The sequence below is a fragment of the Nocardioides sp. NPDC051685 genome, assembly GCF_044453405.1.
Classification (GTDB): Bacteria; Actinomycetota; Actinomycetes; order Propionibacteriales; family Nocardioidaceae; genus Nocardioides.
In genome coordinates this window covers 135,113-151,701 of the sequence record NZ_JBITCR010000001.1, presented here as the reverse complement: position 1 = coordinate 151,701, position 16,589 = coordinate 135,113, and the positions used below count along the sequence as shown (strand labels likewise).

Here is a 16,589-nt window from a genome sequence, read left to right as displayed (position 1 = left end):
AACGACGTGTTACACGGGGGCGCTGCCCGCTACCCTCGATCTGATGCCCAGAGAGTTTCATTCGCCGATACGTCCCGGGGACGGCTTCTTCGACTCCCTCCTCGGGGGCAACGACCCTGCGCTGGTGCAGGAGGCGGCCGACGCGGCGGCGACCGCGCTCGTGCGCGGCGCGCGGGAGAGCGAGGATCCGGCGGTCGCCGAGCGGATCCTCCACCTGGCCGAGTCCGAGGGCATCGAGACGATCGCAGAGGTCTGGTCGAACTCACCGGCCGAGTCGCTGGCCGGCTGCCTGTGGCGGCTCTACCTGCTCCGCAGCTGGGTCTACGCCGACCCGGTCGGTGCCGCGCGGGAGTTCGAGGCCGGGCGGGCGAAGGCCCAGGTCGCGCAGGTCGTGGCCGGCGTCGCGGACCCTCCGGGGCCGGAGGAGCTCAAGGCGATGGTCGACGAGGTGCTGCGCGGCATCGCCGGCAGCGACTTCGCCGTGGTGCTCCTCCGCGCCGCGGCCTTCGCCCGCGTCATCGCCGCCGGGCGGGCGGCCCTGGACCCGGATGCGGCCGCCAAGGACGTACGCAACATGCTGCAGCTCTCCGAGCAACTGGAGGCCGCGGGACATGCCGAGTTGGATCACCGGCTGATCTGAGGTGCTGTAGCCTCCTGTTCGCTTTGATGCGGCAGAGGTTGGCGGCACCGTTACACTGGTGCCCGAACACGTCGGGCTGCGGCAGCCCCGGGTCCCAACTTCAGCCGCTACGAGCGGCCTTGCGCCGTGAGGCGCTCCCGGTCCGGCGTGTTCATCTACTTTTTCGATGTTCCTCGGGGCGGGCGGCCACGCAGCCACCGACCGAGGAGCCGAAGTGACCGACACCCAGCCCGCACCGCGCGAGGGCGCCATCTCCTACGATCCCGAGATCGGCGACGGCAACGCCGACCCGGGCGAGGTCGTGTGGGGCTGGGTTCCCTACGAGGACGACGAGACCCAGGGCAAGGACCGGCCGGTGCTCGTGATCGGGCAGAGGGCCGGCGTACTCCTCTGCCTGATGCTGACCAGCAAGGACCATGACCGCGACGAGGCCCAGGAGGCCCGGCACGGCCGGCACTGGATGGATGTCGGCACCGGCGGCTGGGACCGCCAGGGCCGGCCCTCCGAGGTGCGCCTGGACCGGCTGATCCGGATGGATCCCGCAGACATACGCCGTGAGGGCGATGTGCTGGCGAAGGAGATCTTCGAGGATGTGATCAAGGCCGCACGCGATCACCTCGCCTGAGGCCCGCCCGGAGGCAGCCCTGACCGCCTTCTCAGGCTGTGCTTTCTCAGGAAGCGTCCAGGTACGTATCGTAAAGTGAATCGCTGGTAAACCGGGTCTGTGGTTCGATCACAGACCCGGTCCTGGTGTTGAGATGGAGGAAATGGTGCGGCGCACGCGGTTGGCAACGGCGCTTCTGGTGACGGTTCTCTCGGCGTCCCTCGCCGCCTGCGGCGGTGATCCGGCCTCGAAGCCCTCGCCGAGCACCGCGACGAAGGCGCCGGCGAAGGTGAAGCTCGTCTTCGGGGTCTCCGGCCACAAGACGCTGGTCGACACCTACAAGCAGCTGGCCGCCGAATACACCCAGCAGGTCCCCAACGTCACCGTCGAGGTGAAGTCCTGGCCGACCGCTGACCAGCTCGCCGCGGCGGTCAGCAGCGGCGAGAAGGTCGACGTGGTGCTCACTCCGCGTGCCGATGTCGGCATGTTCGCCGAGGACAAGCGGATCCAGCCGGTCGACACCCTGCTCGAGGCCCGCAACGTCGACTTCGGCGACAAGTACTCCCGCGAGGCGATGGAGGACTTCTCCGTCGAGCGCCGACTCGAGTGCATGCCCTACTCCGTCTCGCCGCAGGTGGTCTACGTCAACACCGGGCTGATCGACTTCGACGCCATGAAGGACGAGGGCCTGCCCACGCCCACCGTCCGCGCCGACGGCTCGCTGCGCGGCTGGACGCTCGAGCAGTTCGGCTCGGTGATGACCTACGCCACCGAGCATCACAAGGGTGTCCGGGGCACCTACGTCGAGCAGAACCTCTCCGCGCTCCTGCCCTGGCTCGCCGGTGCCGGTGCGACCCTCTTCGACGACCCGCTGGCCCCGACGACCACCGCGCTGGAGGACTCGGCCGGCGCCTACGAGGACCTGGTCGAGACGCTCACCAAGCCCAACGTGCTGGCCACCCCGAAGGACCTCCACGGCCGCACTCCGTTCCAGGCCTTCAAGGAGGGCCGCCTGGTCGCGCTGGCCGGCGACCGCTCGCTGGTCTCAGACCTTCGGGCGACCGAGGGGATGGAGTGGGACGTGATGCCGATGCCGGGCGGCAACGGCACCACCGGTGACTACGCCGGCCTCTGCATGGGCTCGGAGGCCGCCGATCCCGACGCCACCGCCGACTTCCTCACCTACCTCATCTCGACCGAGTCGGTCGTGAAGATGGTCCGCACCGGCCACTTCGTGCCGGTCAACTCCGAGGTCGGCTACGCCCCGGTCTTCACCCAGCCCGAGCGCAATCCCAAGAACGCCCGCATCTTCACCGACACCGTGCGCGACATGCAGGTCCTCCCCGAGGCCACCCAGCTCGCTCAGCTCCAGAAGGTCGCCGCCGTCGCCGTCCGCGGCTCGTTCGCGGCCACCGAGCCCGACCAGGTCGAGGACTTCGCGGTCCAGATCGACGAGCTTTCCAAGACCGTCTTCCCCCAGCTCACCCCGTCGAACTCCCCGTCCCCCTCCACCTCACCCAGCTCCTAGGCACCCCAGCCGAGGCGTCGCGTACGTCGGCCGAGAGGTCACTACGGTCGGCCGAGGCGTCACGACGGTGCCACCTCGGCCGACGCGAGTGACGCCTCGGCCGACGGGGCTGACGCCTCGGCAGGCTTTGGGTCCGGGATCAGGACTCGATATCCGCGCTTCGCGCGGTCACTCCCTCGCTCGGCGCGAGCGGATGAGCAAGCTCGCCGCTCGACCTCGCTCAGTTCGTCTCTGCGTGCAGGACGGCGTCGGTGAGGAGGGGGGCGGTGAGGGCGATCTGCCAGCCGCGGGCGCCGAAGCCGGAGAGGATCTCGATGATGCCGTCGAGGAGGGCGCCGGGGTCGCGGGTCTCCGGGGGTGTCCACATGGCGCGGCGCAGGAAGTCGGGGGTGAGCAGGTTCTCGGCGGGCAGGTTGCGGGCCTCGGCGAGCGCGTTGACGGACTCGCGAGCCAGCGTGAGCCGACGTGCGGCGGCGGGGTCCTTGTCGGCCCACGCGCGCGGCGGGGGAGGACCATCGGCGCGCGGCGAACGCACCGGAAGCTCGTCCTCGTCCATCGTGACCGCGCGGTTGAGCGCCTTGACCCACGAGGTCGCGTAGCGCTCGGCACCGCGGCCGTGGAACCCCTTCAGCCCGAGCAGTGCGGCCTTGTCCTGAGGAAGGTCCTGCGCGGCGGCCACGATCGCGGCGTCGGGGATGATCCGGCTCGGGGTGACGTCACGCTGCTGCGCGATCCGGTCGCGCTCGGTCCAGAGCTCACGCACCGCGGCGAGACCGCGGCGGCCGCGGACGCGGTGCATGCCGGAGGTGCGCCGCCAGGCATCCGTACGCACCGGCGCCTCGAAGCCGCGCAGCCAGTCGAACTCCTGGCGGGCCCAGGTGTCCTTCCCCGCGGCGACGAGCTCGTCGGCCAGCGCGTCGCGCAGCTCGACGAGCACCTCGACGTCCAGCGCCGCGTATTCGAGCCAGGCGTCCGGCAGCGGTCGGGTGGACCAGTCGGCCGCGGAGTGCTCTTTGAGCATGGTGAAGCCCAGCACCGTCTCGACCAGGGTGCCGAGCCCGACCCGCGGGTAGCCGAGCAGCCGGCCCGCGAGCTCGGTGTCGAACAGAGCCGAAGGGTGCAGGCCGAGGTCGCTGAGGCAGGGGAGGTCCTGGGTGGCGGCGTGCAGGATCCACTCGGTGCCCTCGAGCGCCTCGACCAGCGGCTGCATGGTGGTCAGCTCGATCGGGTCGATCAGCCAGATCCCGGAGCCTTCGCGGCGCAGCTGGATCAGGTAGGCGCGGTTGGAGTAGCGGTAGCCCGAGGCGCGCTCGGCGTCGATGCCCACCGGCCCGGTCCCGGCGGCGATGGCCGCGGCGGCCTTGGCCAGGCCCTCGTCGGTGTCGGTCACCGGAGGCAGCCCGTCGCGCAGGGTCAGCAGTGGCGCCGGAGCAGCATCTTCAGGTGTGTCCGGCCCCGTCGCGGCCTCGGTGTTCTCTTCGATCACGCGCCTCGCTGCCCTCGCCGGCTCGGTATGACGGTGACGCCCTCCGGCACCGGAGGAAGTCCCGCGGCCGTGCAGAGCAGCTCGCCCCACGCCTCGGTGTGCGGTCGCAGGTCCAGGTCGCCCGAGGCAGTCCCCACCGGTGTCCAGGAGGCGCGGATCTCGATCTGGGCGGTGCCGTCCTCGTCGGCCATCCCGCCATAGGACTCGGTCGCCACTCGGGTCACGGTGCCGGCCGCCGCGACGTGCGAGGCGCCGTGACCGGACAGGGCGTCGAGCAGCCAGGACCAGCCGACCTCGCCCAGCAGCGGGTCGCTGATGTGCTCGACGTCGATGTCGGCCCGGGCGTACGCCACCAGCCGGAACGTTCCGGGCAGTCCGTGCACCGTGCCCCAGGCGTCGTTGCCGTCCGGGTCGTGCAGCAGGATCAGCCGTCCGGTGGCCACGTCGACGTCGCCGACGGTCACATCGGCCGACAGGGCCGCGGCGTACGGAGCGATCCGTTGCGGCGCTGGCATCTCCTCGGCGAGCACCTCGGGCCGGAAGGTCGCGGCGCGCATTCCGGCCGCGGCGGACCGGAACACGGCAGGACCGCTCTCCGGCCCCGCGGCGGGACGCGACTCTCCACGGACGACCATGTGAACAGCGTATGTCTTCTGCACGATTCGCGATGTGCGTACACGCCGCACCGGATGGGACCATTGCCAGGTGGCACTCGCATCCTCCCCGTTCCTGCAGGCCCTCGCAGGAGAAAAGCCGAGCCGTACGCCGGTGTGGTTCATGCGTCAGGCCGGCCGCTCTCTGCCCGAGTACCTGAAGGTGCGCGAGGGCATCGGCATGCTCGAGTCCTGCCAGAACGCCGAGCTGATCACCGAGATCACCCTCCAGCCCGTACGCCGCTACGGGGTCGACGCGGCCATCTTCTTCTCCGACATCGTGCTGCCGCTGAAGGCGGTCGGGGTCGACCTCGAGATCAAGCCCGGTGTGGGCCCCGTGGTCGCCGACCCCGTACGCACCATGGCCGACGTCGAGGCGATCCCGGACCTGACCCCGGAGCACGTCCCCTACATCACCGAGGCCGTACAGACCCTGGTCGGCGAGCTCGGAGGCATCAACGGCGGCACCCCGCTGATCGGCTTCGCCGGCGCCCCGTTCACCGTCGCCTCCTACCTGGTCGAGGGCGGCCCCTCGAAGGAGTACGCCAAGACCAAGGCGCTCATGTTCGGCGCTCCCGACGTGTGGGAGGCCCTGATGCGCAAGATCGCCGGGATCTCCGCCGCGTTCCTCGAGGTCCAGGTCCGTGCGGGTGCATCCGCGGTGCAGCTCTTCGACTCCTGGGCCGGTGCCTGCACGCCCGCCGACTACGAGCGTCACGTGCTGCCCCACTCCGCCGAGGTGATGTCCCGGATCGGCGAGCTCGGTGTCCCGCGGATCCACTTCGGCGTCAACTCCGCCATGCTCCTCCCGCTGATGGGCAGCGCAGGTGCCGAGGTCGTCGGCGTCGACTGGCGCACCCCGTTGGACTGGGCGATAGACCAGCTCGGCGACGGCTTCGGCGTCCAGGGCAACCTCGACCCCGCCCTCGTCTTCGCGCCCACCGAGGTCATGCTGGAGCAGGCCGGGAAGATCATCGAGACCGGGCGGCGGGCCAAGGGCCACGTCTTCAACCTCGGCCACGGCGTCATCCCGAGCACCGACCCCGACCAGCTCGCCCGGCTGACGGAGTTCGTGCAGAGCTACGAGCCCACCGAGGGCTGAGAGCGGGCGGCCACCTCGGCGAGCAGGTCGAGCAGGCTGCGCGCCCCCGATGTCGTACGCGCGTTGTGTCGTTGCACCGCGACCATCGTCACCCGGGAGCGGTCCCCGGCGAGGGGACGTACGGTGATGTGCCCGCCCGTCTCGCGCGGGTCGCCGACGACGCTGTAGTCGGGCAGGAGGGTGAGCCCGAGGCCCTCGCCGACCATCATCTTGCCCATCTCGGCGCCGTCGGTGGCGTGCCAGTGGTGGGGGAGCTCGCGACCGAAGACGCGGTGCGCGAAGCGGTACATCAGGTAGCCCGAGCGCATGCCGACGAACGGCTCCTCGCGGAGCTCCTCGACGGTGATCTCCTCGCGAGAGGTGAGCGCATGGCCGGCGGGCAGGACCACGATCGGCCGCCCGTGGAGAAGCATGGTGCCCTCGACCGTCGGTGGTAGGTCGTCGCCGTCGAGAAGGTTGACCAGACCGATGTCGATCGTGCCTTCGGCCAGGGCGACGTAGATGTCCTCCTGCACCATGGTGCGCACCTCGACGCTCGTGCGTGGGTGCCTGTCGCCGAACCTCCGCAGGGTCGGGAGCAGCACCGTCGAGGTGCCGGCGTGGACGGTGCCGACCCGGACCGAGCTGATCCCGGCGTGCTGGTCGCCCGCGGCCAGGCGCAGCCGGGCGACGGCCTCGAGCACGTCGGACATGGAGTGCAGCAGGTCCTGGCCCTCGCGGCTGATCCGGGCGCCGGCCCGGCGCCGGTCGAGCAAGGTCACGCCGAGCTCGCGCTCGAGCTTGGTGATCGCCTCGCTCAGGGCCGGCTGGGAGATGTGGAGCTGCTCGCTCGCGCGGCGCAGCGAGCCGTGCTGCGTCACGGCCGCGATGTACTCCAGCTGCTCGATCCTCATGTCACTCCCTTGGAGAGGTGATCGGTCATCCCGAGCGGGTGATCGGTGATCGCTGGTGTCCATCCGGCGCCCACTCGCTCATTCTCTACTAACTTAGTCGACTAAGGATGCAAGGTTCCACGACGCAAGACTGAGAGGGCGCGATGACCACCGAGGCAGTACGCAAGGCCGTGGATTTCGATGCGGCACCCACCACTCCCGAGGGCTGGGTCGACCGGGCACGCGAGGTGGCCACCCGCCTCTCCGTGGACGCGGTCGCCCGCGACCGGGCCAACCAGGTCCCGACGTACGAGGTGAACCTGCTCAAGGAGAGCGGCCTGGTCACCCTGCTCGGTCCGGTCGAGCACGGCGGCGCCGGTCAGGACTGGACGACCGCGCTGCGCGTGGTCCGGGCGGTCGCCGCGGGCGACGGCTCGATCGGGCAGCTGCTCGGCTACCACTACCTCTGGGCCTGGGCGGCGCGGCTGGTCGGCTCGCCGGAGCAGATCGCCGCCGTCGAGCAGCTCTACACCGAGAACAACTTCTTCTTCGGCGGCGCGGTCAACCCGCGCGACGACGACCTGGTGATCAGGATCGAGGGCGACGAGCTCGTCTTCACCGGCCGCAAGTCGTTCTCGACCGGCGGGCGGATCTCTGACCTGACCGTTCTCGAAGGTGTCATCGAAGACACCGAGAAGCATGTCTTCGCGATCGTCCCGACCCAGCAGGAGGCCATCGTCTTCGCCGGCGACTGGGACAACCTCGGTCAGCGGCTCACCGAGTCCGGCGCTGTCGAGATCAACGGCGTACGCGTCCCGTGGGAGTCGGCGGCCGGCTATGTGAAGCAGGAGGACGGGACGTACGAGTTCGTCCCGCGGGTCTACAACACGCTCAACGTGCCGATCATCCAGCTGATCTTCACCAACTTCTACCTCGGCATCGCCGAGGGTGCGCTGACGACCGCCGCGACCTACACCCGCGACACGACCCGCGCCTGGCCCTACGCCGGTGATGTCAAGGAGAAGGGCAGCGAGGAGTTCTACATCCAGGAGACGTACGGCGACCTGACCTCGAAGCTGTGGGCGGCCCAGGCGCTGGCCGAGCGGGCGGCGGGCCTGATCGAGGCGATCAACGCGCATGCCGACGAGGTCACCGAGCAGGAGCGTGGCGAGGCCGCGGTCGTGATCGCGGCGGCCAAGCAGGTCGCGATCGACGCCGGCCTCGAGATCGGCACCAAGGTCTACGACCTCACGGGTGCCCGGGCGACCTCCAACAAGGTCGGCCTGGACATCTTCTGGCGCAACATCCGCACCCACTCGCTGCACGACCCGGTGGCGCACAAGCGGGCCGAGGTCGGGCGCTATGCGCTGCTCGGGGAGATTCCCGCGCCGACCTGGTACACGTGAGCCGGCCCTCGGTGATCTGCAGGGCCTCTCGCCCCCGCGCCGCCTGATAGGCGGTGCCTATCACGGGATCGGGTCTTCCGGTGGTCCACATCGGAAGATCCGGTCCCGTCCTTCGTTTAATCAGATAAGTTTAGTAGACATTCGTGATCCAAGGAGACCAGCATGACTTCACCGGCAACCGAGCCCCTGAAGTTCGCCTACTGGGTGCCCAACGTCAGTGGCGGCCTGGTGGTGAGCAAGATCGAGCAGCGCACCGACTGGAGCTACGACTACAACAAGTTGCTCGCGCAGCTGGCCGAGAAGAACGGCTTCGAGTACGCCCTCTCCCAGGTGCGCTACATCGCCTCCTACGGCGCGGCCTACCAGCACGAGTCGACCTCGTTCTCCCTCGCGCTGCTGCTGGCGACGGAGCGGCTGAAGGTGATCGCCGCCGTCCACCCGGGACTGTGGCAGCCCGGCGTACTCGCCAAGTGGCTGGCCACGGCCGATCACATCTCCGGCGGACGGGCGGCCGTCAACGTCGTCTCCGGGTGGTTCAAGGACGAGTTCACCAAGCTCGGCGAGCCGTGGCTCGAGCACGGCGAGCGCTACCGCCGCTCGGAGGAGTTCATCCGCTACCTGCGCGAGATCTGGACGAGCGACGCCGCCGAGCTCAACGGCGACTTCTACCGGCTGCACGACTTCGACCTCAAGCCGAAGCCGCTGGCCAGCGAGGGCCGGCCGCACCCGGAGATCTTCCAGGGCGGCAACTCCTCCGACGCCAAGGCGATGGCCGGCCGGGTCTCGGACTGGTACTTCGCCAACGGCAACACCCCCGACGGCCTGGCCGCGCAGATCAAGGACGTCAACGCGGTCGCCGAGCCGCTGGGTCGCCGGGTCCGGTTCGGCATCAACGGCTTCATCGTCGCCCGCGACACCGAGAAGGAGGCGCGCGACACCGTCAGGGAGATCATCGACAAGGCCGACCGTGAGGCCGTCGAGGGTTTCGGGTCCGCGGTCAAGCAGGCCGGGCAGTCGACCGGCGACAAGACCGGGATGTGGCAGGACTCCACCTTCGAGGACCTGGTGCAGTACAACGACGGCTTCCGGACCGGGCTGATCGGCACGCCCGAGCAGGTCGCCGAGCGGATCGTCGAGCTCAAGCGGGCCGGCGCCGACCTGATCCTCGGCGGCTTCCTGCACTACCTCGAGGACGTGGAGTACTTCGGTCAGCGCGTCCTGCCGATCGTGCGCGAGCTCGAGGCGCAGCAGCTGGAGTCCGTGGCTTGAGCACGACGGAGATCGCCCGGCTCGACGCCGAGACCGCGCCGCTGGTGGCGAGGCGGCTGGCCAACGAGCTCGCGCTCGGCGACGGCGGACGCGACCGGGTCAGGGCGCTGCCCTACGACCAGGTCAAGGCGTACGCCGCCGCCGGGCTCGGCGCGCTCACCGTGCCGCTCGAGTTCGGCGGTCCGGCGCTGCCGGCCACGACCGTGGCGGAGGTGTTCCGGCTGGTCTCGTGGGGTGATCCCAACGTCGGCCAGGTCCCGCACAGCCACTTCGTCTTCCTGAACCAGCTCCGGCTGAACGGCACGCGCGAGCAGCAGCAGCGGATCTACAGCGAGGTGCGGGCCGGGGCGCTGGTCGCGAACGCGCAGTCGGAGTTCGGGACGAAGCACGTGCGCGACATCCGGACGACCCTCACGCCTGCCCGTGAGGAGGGCGAGTGGCTGCTGAACGGCGAGAAGTTCTACTGCACCGGCTCGCTCTTCGCCGACTACCTCGCGGTGCTGACCCACCTCGACGTCGACGGGCCGCTGCACGTGGCCTGGGTCCGCACCGGCACCGACGGGGTGGAGATCGTCGACGACTGGGACGCCGTCGGGCAGCGTACGACTGGGTCTGGAACAGTTCGCTTCACAAACGTTCCCGTATCGGACGATTGGGTGACGCCGTTCTCGGTCACCTTCGACGTGCCGACGACCTACGGCGCCTTCGCTCAGCTGCTGCACGCGGCCATCGACGCCGGGATCGCCCGGCGCGCGCTGGACGAGGCCTCCGAGTTCGTACGCACGAAGTCTCGCCCCTACGCCGACGCCGTCGCGTTCGCCGGCGCCGAGACGGCGGCACAGGACCCGCTGGTCGTCCAGGCCTTCGGCGAGATGGAGCTGGCCGTACGCAGCGCCGAGGCGCTCCTCGCCGAGGCGGCGCGACGCGTGGACGAGGCCGATGCGGACCTCACCGAGGCGTCGGCCGCGGAGGCGAGCCTGGCCGTGGCGGCCGCCCGCGCGTCGACCGCGAAGGTGTCTGTCGACGTCACCAGCCGGCTGCTCGAGGTCTCTGGCACGCGGGCGGCTCTGACGTCGATCAACCTCGACCGCCACTGGCGCAACGCACGCACCCACACGCTCCACGATCCGGCCGCCTGGAAGGTCCAGCACCTCGGGCGCTGGGCCGTCGACGCCACCCCGCCACCGCGCCACGGCCAGATCTGACATCCCCTCCATCCCACTCGAAAGGCAGCAATGAGCGAGCGTCTCAAGTTCCACTGGTTCCTCCCGACCAACGGCGGCGACGGCCGTCACGTGATCGGCGGCGGTCACGGTGTCAGCGCGCTGGCCTCGGGCCGTCCGGCGACGGTGCCCTACCTCGGCCAGATCGCCCGCAGCGCCGAGCAGCTCGGTTTCGAGGCGGCGCTGACGCCGACCGGGGCATGGTGCGAGGACGCCTGGGTGACGACCGCGATGCTCAGCACGCTCTCCGAGCGGCTGAAGTTCCTGGTCGCCTTCCGGCCCGACTCGGTCTCGCCCTATCTGGCCGCGCAGATGGCGGGCACCTTCCAGAACCTGTCCGAGCAGCGGCTGCTCCTCAACGTCGTCACCGGAGGTGAGGACCACGAGCAGCGGATGTACGGCGACTTCCTGGCCAAGGACGAGCGGTACGAGCGGTGCGGGGAGTTCCTGCACATCGTCCGCCGGCTGTGGGCGGGGGAGACGGTGACCTTCTCCGGCAAGCACCTCTCGGTGGAGGACGCCCGGCTCGAGCAGCGGCCGACGCCCGTCCCGGACGTCTACTTCGGCGGCTCCTCGCCGGCCGCGCTGGAGGTCGCCGCCGAGCATGCCGACGTCTACCTGACCTGGGGCGAGCCGCCGGCGGCGGTCGCCGAGAAGATCGGACGCGTGCAGAAGCTGGCCGCCGACCGGGGGCGCGAGCTCCGCTTCGGGATCCGGCTGCACTCGATCGCCCGCGAGACCTCCGCGGCCGCTTGGGCCGAGGCCGACCGGCTGCTCGAGAACATCTCGGACGAGGACATCGCGCGTGTCCAGGCGGGGCTCTCCCGCAGCGTCTCGGAGGGCCAGCGGCGGATGCTGGAGCTCAACCAGGGCTCCCGCGACGGGCTCGAGATCCACCCCAACCTGTGGGCGGGCATCGGGCTGGTCCGCGGCGGCGCCGGGACCGCGCTGGTCGGCTCCTACACCGAGATCGCGGACCTGATCGAGGCCTATCACGCGGTGGGGATCACCGAGTTCGTGCTCTCCGGCTACCCGCACCTGGAGGAGTCCTACTGGTTCGGCGAGGGCGTCCTGCCCGAGCTCGCGCGCCGGGGACTGTGGTCCCACCCCGCCCCTGTCGCCGGCCGAGGGGCAGCGGTGCCCTTCGGCGCCGCCGCCCAGTAGCGAGGATCCGCATGTCTGCAGCCACCGCCAACCCGAAGCGGGTCGCGCTCGCGGCCTCGGTCGGCGCGACCATCGAGTGGTACGACTTCTTCCTCTACGGCACCGCGGCCGGCCTCGTCTTCGACAAGCTCTACTTCAACGGGCTCAGCGGCACCGCCGCGACCTTCGCCTCCTTCGGCACCTTCGCCGTCGGGTTCCTGGCCCGCCCCGTCGGTGGCCTGGTCTTCGGGCACTTCGGCGACCGGATCGGCCGCAAGACCATGCTGATCTGGACGCTCGTGATCATGGGCGTCGGTACGTCCCTGGTCGGGCTGCTCCCGACGTACGACTCCATCGGGGTGCTCGCCCCGATCGCGCTCGTGGTGCTCCGGATCCTGCAGGGGATCGGCGTCGGGGGCGAGTACGGCGGGGCGGTACTGCTCGCCACCGAGTTCGCGCCGCATGGCCGGCGTGGGCTCTACGGCAGCTTCGCGCACATCGGCGTGCCGGGCGGGCTGGTGCTCGCCTCAGGAGCGTTCGCGATCGCCTCGCAGCTTCCTGATGCGGCGTTCCTGGCGTGGGGCTGGCGGGTCTGCTTCCTGATCTCGATCGTGCTGCTCGCCATCGGCGCCTGGATCCGGCTCTCGATCATGGAGACGCCTTCCTTCCAGGAGGTGCAGGCGGAGAAGAAGGTCTCCAAGCTGCCGGTCGGCGAGCTCTTCCGGCGTCAGTCGCGCACGCTGCTGCTCGGGATGGGGACCCGGTTCGTGGAGGGCTTCACCTACAACCTCTACTCGGTCTTCCTGCTCTCCTACGCGGTGGCGGACGCCGGCCTGAGCCGGTCGGTGGTGCTCAACGCGATCATGGCCGGCGCGCTGCTGGGTGTGGTCACGACCGTCGTCGCCGGGGCGCTGAGCGACCGGTTCGGGCGGCGGCCGGTCTACACGGTCGGTGCCGTGCTCGGTCTGGTGATCGCCTTCCCGGTCGCGGCCGCGGTCCAGTCCGGGGCCGTGGTGCCGTCGGTGGCGGCCTTCATCGGTGGGCTGGGCCTGGTCTACGGCACCGTCTACGGGCCGCTGGCGGCCTTCTGGAGCGAGCTGTTCGACACCCGCTACCGGTTCTCCGCGCTCAACGCGCTCTACCAGATCTCAGGAGTGGTGGCCTCCGGGCTGACGCCGCTGATCGCGGCCGCCCTGGTGGCCCTCTCCGATGACCGCTCGCTGTGGTGGGTGGCCGGCTACAACGTCGTGGTCGCCGCGATCAGTCTGACCTGCATGTGGCTGCTGCCGGAGACCCGTGGCGAGAGGCTGCGGGACACGGCGGTGGACGAGGCGCGGGCAGTGCCCGCGAGAAGGGTGGTGGCGTGATGACGAGTCCGCTGCGTACGAATCAGGATCTCGACCCGGCCGCGTTGCGGCAGGCCTTCGGGGTCTTCCCCAGCGGGGTGGTGGCGGTCGCCGCGGTGGTCGACGGCCGTCCGGTCGGCCTGGCCGCGTCGTCGTTCACCTCGGTGTCCCTGGACCCGCCCCTGGTCTCCTTCTCCGTGGCCCGGACCTCGAAGACGTGGCCCGACCTACGGCGCTCCTCGCACCTGGGCGTCACCGTCCTCGCCGAGCACCACGGCGAGGTCTGCCGCCAGCTCGCCGGTCCGGTCGGCTCCCGGTTCGACGGGCTGGTCGTCAGCGAGACCGTCGACGGGGCCCTGACCATGGACGAGGGCCTCGCCCGCTTCGACTGCACCGTCTACCGCGAGGTCGAGGCCGGTGACCACGTCGTCGTGCTCCTCCAGCTCCACGCCGCCGACCACGGCGCCGGCCAGCCCCTGGTCTTCCACCGCTCCAACTTCGGAAAGCTGGCCAGCTGACCCACCCGGCCGAGGCGTCGGCTACGTCGGCCGAGGCGTCACGTACGTCGGCCGAGATGGCATCCCGGTGCCAACTCGGCCGACGGGGGTGACGCCTCGGCACTAGGGTTCGGCTGTGGATGTCTTCGGAATCGTAGCCCTCGCCGGTCTGGTCCTGCTCTACGTCGTGATCGAGTCGTCGTCGACCAGGACTCGCACGGAGCTCACCCGTCGGCTGAACCGGCTCGAGGACAAGGTCGATCTGCTCCTGAAGCAGGCCGGGCTGGAGGAGCCGCCGCTGCCGCGTCAGGACGAGTTCGTCGCGCTGGTGCGCGCGGGCAAGAAGATCGAGGCGATCAAGGTCTATCGGGAGGCCACCGGCGTTGGGCTGGCGGAGGCCAAGCGGGCGGTGGAGCAGCTCACCTGACCAGCCCACCTCGGACCACCTCATCAGCATCGCCTCAGGCACGGGTGGGAGACTGCAGGTGTGCGTGTCATCGTCGTCGGAGCAGGGATCGCCGGGCTGACCGCGGCCCGCGACCTGTCGCTGAAGGGCCATCGGGTCACGGTGCTGGAGGCCTCGGACCGGGTCGGAGGAAAGATCCGCGGGGAGTCCGTCGCCGGGCAGCTGGTCGACGTCGGTGCCGAGGCGATGCTCAACCGCCGGCCGGAGGGCGTCTCGCTGGCCCGGGAGATCGGGCTCGAGGTCGTGCACCCGACGGAGGCGAAGTCGTCGATCTGGTCGCGCGGCGCGCTGCGGCCGATCCCACGCTCGATCATGGGCGTACCCCTCGACCTGGCCGCGCTGGAGTCCTCGGGTCTGCTCTCCGCGGAGACCCTGGAGGTCGTACGCCGCGAACCCACGCTCCCACCTGCGAAGACGGACGAGGACATCTCGGTCGGCGACTTCATCGCGTCCCGTTTCGGGGACGAGACGGCCGACCGGCTGGCGGACCCGTTGCTGGCGGGGGTCTACGCCGGCCACGCCCGCGCGATCTCGGTGAAGGCGGCCGCCCCGCAGCTGTTCATGCTCGCCGAGAAGGGGTCGCTGCTGGAGGCCGCCGCCGCGCTCCCGACCTCCACGGTGCCGGTCTTCGCCGGGATCGACGGCGGGATGTCCCGGTTGCCCGCGACGCTGGCCGAGGGCCTCGACATCCGGTTCGACACCCCGGTCGACACCGTCACCAGGACCCCGCAAGGCTTCCTGATCGAGACCGGCGACGAGGTCGAGGCCGCCGACGCGGTGGTGGTCGCGACCCCTGCTCCGGTCGCCGCGAAGCTGCTCCGGTCGACCGCCCCGGCGGTCGCACACGAGCTGTCCGCGATCGAGACCGCGAGCGTCGCGGTGCTCACCTTCGCCTTCTCCGAGCTTCCCGCGGAGCTGGCCGGCAGGTCCGGGTTCCTCGTCCCTCCGGTCGAGGAGTGCGCGATCAAGGCGTCCACCTTCTCCTTCGCCAAGTGGGCGTGGGTGGGGGAGCGCGGCAACTATCTGCGTACCTCCATCGGGCGCCACGGCGAGCCGCCCTCGGACGACGACGACCGCCTGATCGCCGACTCGTTGGCTGCTCTCGAGCGGATCGCCGCCATCACCGCTGCGCCGACCGACGTGCACGTCCAGCGCTGGCCCGACGGGCTCCCGCAGTATCCGGTCGGTCACCTCGACCGCGTCGCCCGGATCCGGCAGGGACTCCGCGGGGTGCCCGGTCTGGCCCTCGCCGGAGCCTCCTACGACGGCGTAGGGATTCCCGCCACCATCGGCTCGGCTCACCTCGCCGCGGCCGAGATCGGCTGAATGCTCACCGAGGTGACTCGGTGAGCCCGCACCGACTTCGTGGAACTCCGCGAAGTCAGTGACCGCTGACCGAGTTACCTCGGTCGATATCCCGCAGGAACTCGACGATCCCGGCGAGCGCCTCGGGCGCCGCCGGCGCGACCCCGGGCAGCGACATGAAACCGTGGAACGCGGTGTCGTAGTCGACCAGCGAGACCGGCGAACCGGCAGCGCGGAGCACCTCCGCATACCGAGTGCCGTGGTCGCGGATCGGGTCGTGCAGCGCGGTGATGATGTGCGCCGGCGGCAGGTCGGCGTGCGACGCGGCCCGCAGGGGAGAGGCCTGCCAGGACTCGTCGCCGTAGCGCGAGCCCATGTAGAGGTGGCCGAAGGTGCTCATCTGCGTCGAGGTGAGCACCGGCCCGTTGGCGTTGGCCGCCTCGGAGGGGAACTTCTCATACATCTCCACGGCCGGATAGATCAGCACCTGGGCCCGCACCGCCGGCCCGCCGGCATCACGTGCCATCAGGGACACCACGGCTGCCAGGTTGCCGCCGGCGCTGTCACCCATCACCGCGATCCGGGACGGGTCCCCGCCCAGATCGACGGCGTGCTTCGCGACCCACTCCAGCGACGCCCAGGCGTCCTCGACGGCCGCGGGGAACGGATGCTCGGGGGCCAGCCGATAGGACGGTGCGACCACGATCGAGCCGGTCTCCGCTGCCACGTGCGACGACACCCACGCGCTCTGCTCAGGAGTCCCCAGACACCAGCCGCCGCCGTGGTAGTTGATGACCACCGGCGCGCCCTCGCCGGCGCCCGGAGGGGTGTAGATCGCGAACCGGCGCCCGTCGACGTACGTCTCCTTCGTCTCGACGTCCGCGGGGCGGCCGAAGAGGAGGGCGGTGACCGGCCCGGTGCGGAACCCCTCGCGCTGGGCGCGCAGGGCGATCATCTCCTCGGCGTTCAGCGGCGTCTTGACCAGGCGCTCCTGGAGGAAGGCGAAGATACGGGTACGCAGCGGCAGCATGGTGCTCACCATAGAGCCC

At 70.5% G+C, this 16,589-nt stretch carries 16 protein-coding genes; 12 read left to right on the top strand and 4 right to left on the bottom strand.

What is annotated here, in order from left to right:
• The first annotated feature begins 43 nt into the window (after positions 1 to 43).
• The 3 genes from ACIA03_RS00680 to ACIA03_RS00670 all read left to right on the top strand — a co-directional run bounded on the left by ACIA03_RS00680 (position 44) and on the right by ACIA03_RS00670 (position 2,772).
• Positions 44 to 640 (top strand): hypothetical protein, encoded by a 597-nt coding sequence (locus tag ACIA03_RS00680; protein WP_396978286.1) that lies wholly within the window; start codon positions 44 to 46, stop codon positions 638 to 640.
• A gap of 214 nt (positions 641 to 854) precedes the next feature.
• A complete protein-coding gene (locus ACIA03_RS00675; RefSeq protein WP_396978284.1) occupies positions 855 to 1,265 on the top strand; it encodes a type II toxin-antitoxin system PemK/MazF family toxin in 411 nt (136 codons plus the stop codon).
• A gap of 178 nt (positions 1,266 to 1,443) precedes the next feature.
• Positions 1,444 to 2,772 (top strand): ABC transporter substrate-binding protein, encoded by a 1,329-nt coding sequence (locus ACIA03_RS00670; RefSeq protein ID WP_396978281.1) that lies wholly within the window; start codon positions 1,444 to 1,446, stop codon positions 2,770 to 2,772.
• Positions 2,773 to 2,992: 220 nt separating this feature from the next.
• On the opposite strand, the gene ACIA03_RS00665 is transcribed toward ACIA03_RS00670, so the two are convergent.
• Positions 2,993 to 4,258, bottom strand: a complete 1,266-nt coding sequence (locus ACIA03_RS00665) for an HRDC domain-containing protein (protein WP_396978279.1) — start codon at positions 4,256 to 4,258, stop codon at positions 2,993 to 2,995.
• Positions 4,255 to 4,893 (bottom strand): DUF3000 domain-containing protein, encoded by a 639-nt coding sequence (locus ACIA03_RS00660; protein ID WP_396978277.1) that lies wholly within the window; start codon positions 4,891 to 4,893, stop codon positions 4,255 to 4,257. Before ACIA03_RS00660 ends, ACIA03_RS00665 begins: the two co-directional genes overlap by 4 nt.
• A 70-nt stretch (positions 4,894 to 4,963) precedes the next feature.
• Between ACIA03_RS00660 and hemE the strand changes: the two genes are divergently transcribed.
• Positions 4,964 to 6,013, top strand: a complete 1,050-nt coding sequence (gene hemE / locus ACIA03_RS00655; RefSeq protein WP_396978275.1) for a uroporphyrinogen decarboxylase — start codon at positions 4,964 to 4,966, stop codon at positions 6,011 to 6,013.
• On the opposite strand, the gene ACIA03_RS00650 is transcribed toward hemE, so the two are convergent.
• Positions 5,992 to 6,906 carry a LysR family transcriptional regulator gene (locus ACIA03_RS00650; protein ID WP_396978273.1) on the bottom strand — a complete coding sequence of 305 codons (915 nt, stop codon included), beginning with the start codon at positions 6,904 to 6,906 and terminating at the stop codon, positions 5,992 to 5,994. The two genes, hemE and ACIA03_RS00650, sit on opposite strands and share 22 nt — an antisense overlap.
• A 143-nt stretch (positions 6,907 to 7,049) precedes the next feature.
• Here ACIA03_RS00650 and ACIA03_RS00645 point away from each other — a divergent pair, with 143 nt between their 5' ends.
• The 8 genes from ACIA03_RS00645 (at position 7,050) to hemG (ending at position 15,561) form a co-directional block, all read left to right on the top strand.
• Positions 7,050 to 8,291: an acyl-CoA dehydrogenase family protein gene (locus ACIA03_RS00645; protein ID WP_396978271.1), complete on the top strand. Its 1,242-nt coding sequence runs from the start codon at positions 7,050 to 7,052 to the stop codon at positions 8,289 to 8,291.
• Between the two features lie 162 nt (positions 8,292 to 8,453).
• On the top strand, positions 8,454 to 9,560 hold the full coding sequence (gene sfnG, locus ACIA03_RS00640) for a dimethylsulfone monooxygenase SfnG (protein WP_396978269.1): 1,107 nt from the start codon (positions 8,454 to 8,456) through the stop codon (positions 9,558 to 9,560).
• On the top strand, positions 9,557 to 10,765 hold the full coding sequence (locus ACIA03_RS00635; protein ID WP_396978267.1) for an SfnB family sulfur acquisition oxidoreductase: 1,209 nt from the start codon (positions 9,557 to 9,559) through the stop codon (positions 10,763 to 10,765). Before sfnG ends, ACIA03_RS00635 begins: the two co-directional genes overlap by 4 nt.
• Before the next feature lie 30 nt (positions 10,766 to 10,795).
• Complete coding sequence (locus tag ACIA03_RS00630) at positions 10,796 to 11,947, top strand: LLM class flavin-dependent oxidoreductase (protein WP_396978265.1); 1,152 nt, start codon at positions 10,796 to 10,798, stop codon at positions 11,945 to 11,947.
• 11 nt (positions 11,948 to 11,958) lie between these two features.
• Entirely contained in the window at positions 11,959 to 13,293 is a 1,335-nt protein-coding gene (locus ACIA03_RS00625) for an MFS transporter (RefSeq protein WP_396978263.1), read from the top strand.
• Positions 13,293 to 13,790: a flavin reductase family protein gene (locus ACIA03_RS00620; RefSeq protein ID WP_396979866.1), complete on the top strand. Its 498-nt coding sequence runs from the start codon at positions 13,293 to 13,295 to the stop codon at positions 13,788 to 13,790. The genes ACIA03_RS00625 and ACIA03_RS00620 overlap by 1 nt, the downstream gene beginning before the upstream one ends.
• A gap of 115 nt (positions 13,791 to 13,905) precedes the next feature.
• On the top strand, positions 13,906 to 14,196 hold the full coding sequence (locus ACIA03_RS00615; RefSeq protein ID WP_396978260.1) for a ribosomal protein L7/L12: 291 nt from the start codon (positions 13,906 to 13,908) through the stop codon (positions 14,194 to 14,196).
• A gap of 60 nt (positions 14,197 to 14,256) precedes the next feature.
• The gene (gene hemG, locus ACIA03_RS00610) at positions 14,257 to 15,561 is read left to right on the top strand and encodes a protoporphyrinogen oxidase (RefSeq protein WP_396978258.1); all 1,305 of its coding nucleotides are present in this window, start codon (positions 14,257 to 14,259) and stop codon (positions 15,559 to 15,561) included.
• Between the two features lie 55 nt (positions 15,562 to 15,616).
• On the opposite strand, the gene ACIA03_RS00605 is transcribed toward hemG, so the two are convergent.
• Entirely contained in the window at positions 15,617 to 16,570 is a 954-nt protein-coding gene (locus ACIA03_RS00605; RefSeq protein ID WP_396978256.1) for an alpha/beta hydrolase, read from the bottom strand.
• Positions 16,571 to 16,589 lie beyond the last annotated feature (19 nt).

Excerpts from the sequence above, each read along its gene's own strand:
- ACIA03_RS00680 (WP_396978286.1), top strand. The coding sequence starts at position 44 with ATGCCCAGAGAGTTTCATTCGCCGATACGTCCCGGGGACGGCTTCTTC.
- ACIA03_RS00660 (WP_396978277.1), bottom strand. The coding sequence starts at position 4,893 with ATGGTCGTCCGTGGAGAGTCGCGTCCCGCCGCGGGGCCGGAGAGCGGT.
- ACIA03_RS00650 (WP_396978273.1), bottom strand. The coding sequence starts at position 6,906 with ATGAGGATCGAGCAGCTGGAGTACATCGCGGCCGTGACGCAGCACGGC.
- ACIA03_RS00645 (WP_396978271.1), top strand. The coding sequence starts at position 7,050 with ATGACCACCGAGGCAGTACGCAAGGCCGTGGATTTCGATGCGGCACCC.
- sfnG (WP_396978269.1), top strand. The coding sequence starts at position 8,454 with ATGACTTCACCGGCAACCGAGCCCCTGAAGTTCGCCTACTGGGTGCCC.
- ACIA03_RS00630 (WP_396978265.1), top strand. The coding sequence starts at position 10,796 with ATGAGCGAGCGTCTCAAGTTCCACTGGTTCCTCCCGACCAACGGCGGC.
- ACIA03_RS00625 (WP_396978263.1), top strand. The coding sequence starts at position 11,959 with ATGTCTGCAGCCACCGCCAACCCGAAGCGGGTCGCGCTCGCGGCCTCG.
- ACIA03_RS00620 (WP_396979866.1), top strand. The coding sequence starts at position 13,293 with ATGACGAGTCCGCTGCGTACGAATCAGGATCTCGACCCGGCCGCGTTG.
- ACIA03_RS00605 (WP_396978256.1), bottom strand. The coding sequence starts at position 16,570 with ATGCTGCCGCTGCGTACCCGTATCTTCGCCTTCCTCCAGGAGCGCCTG.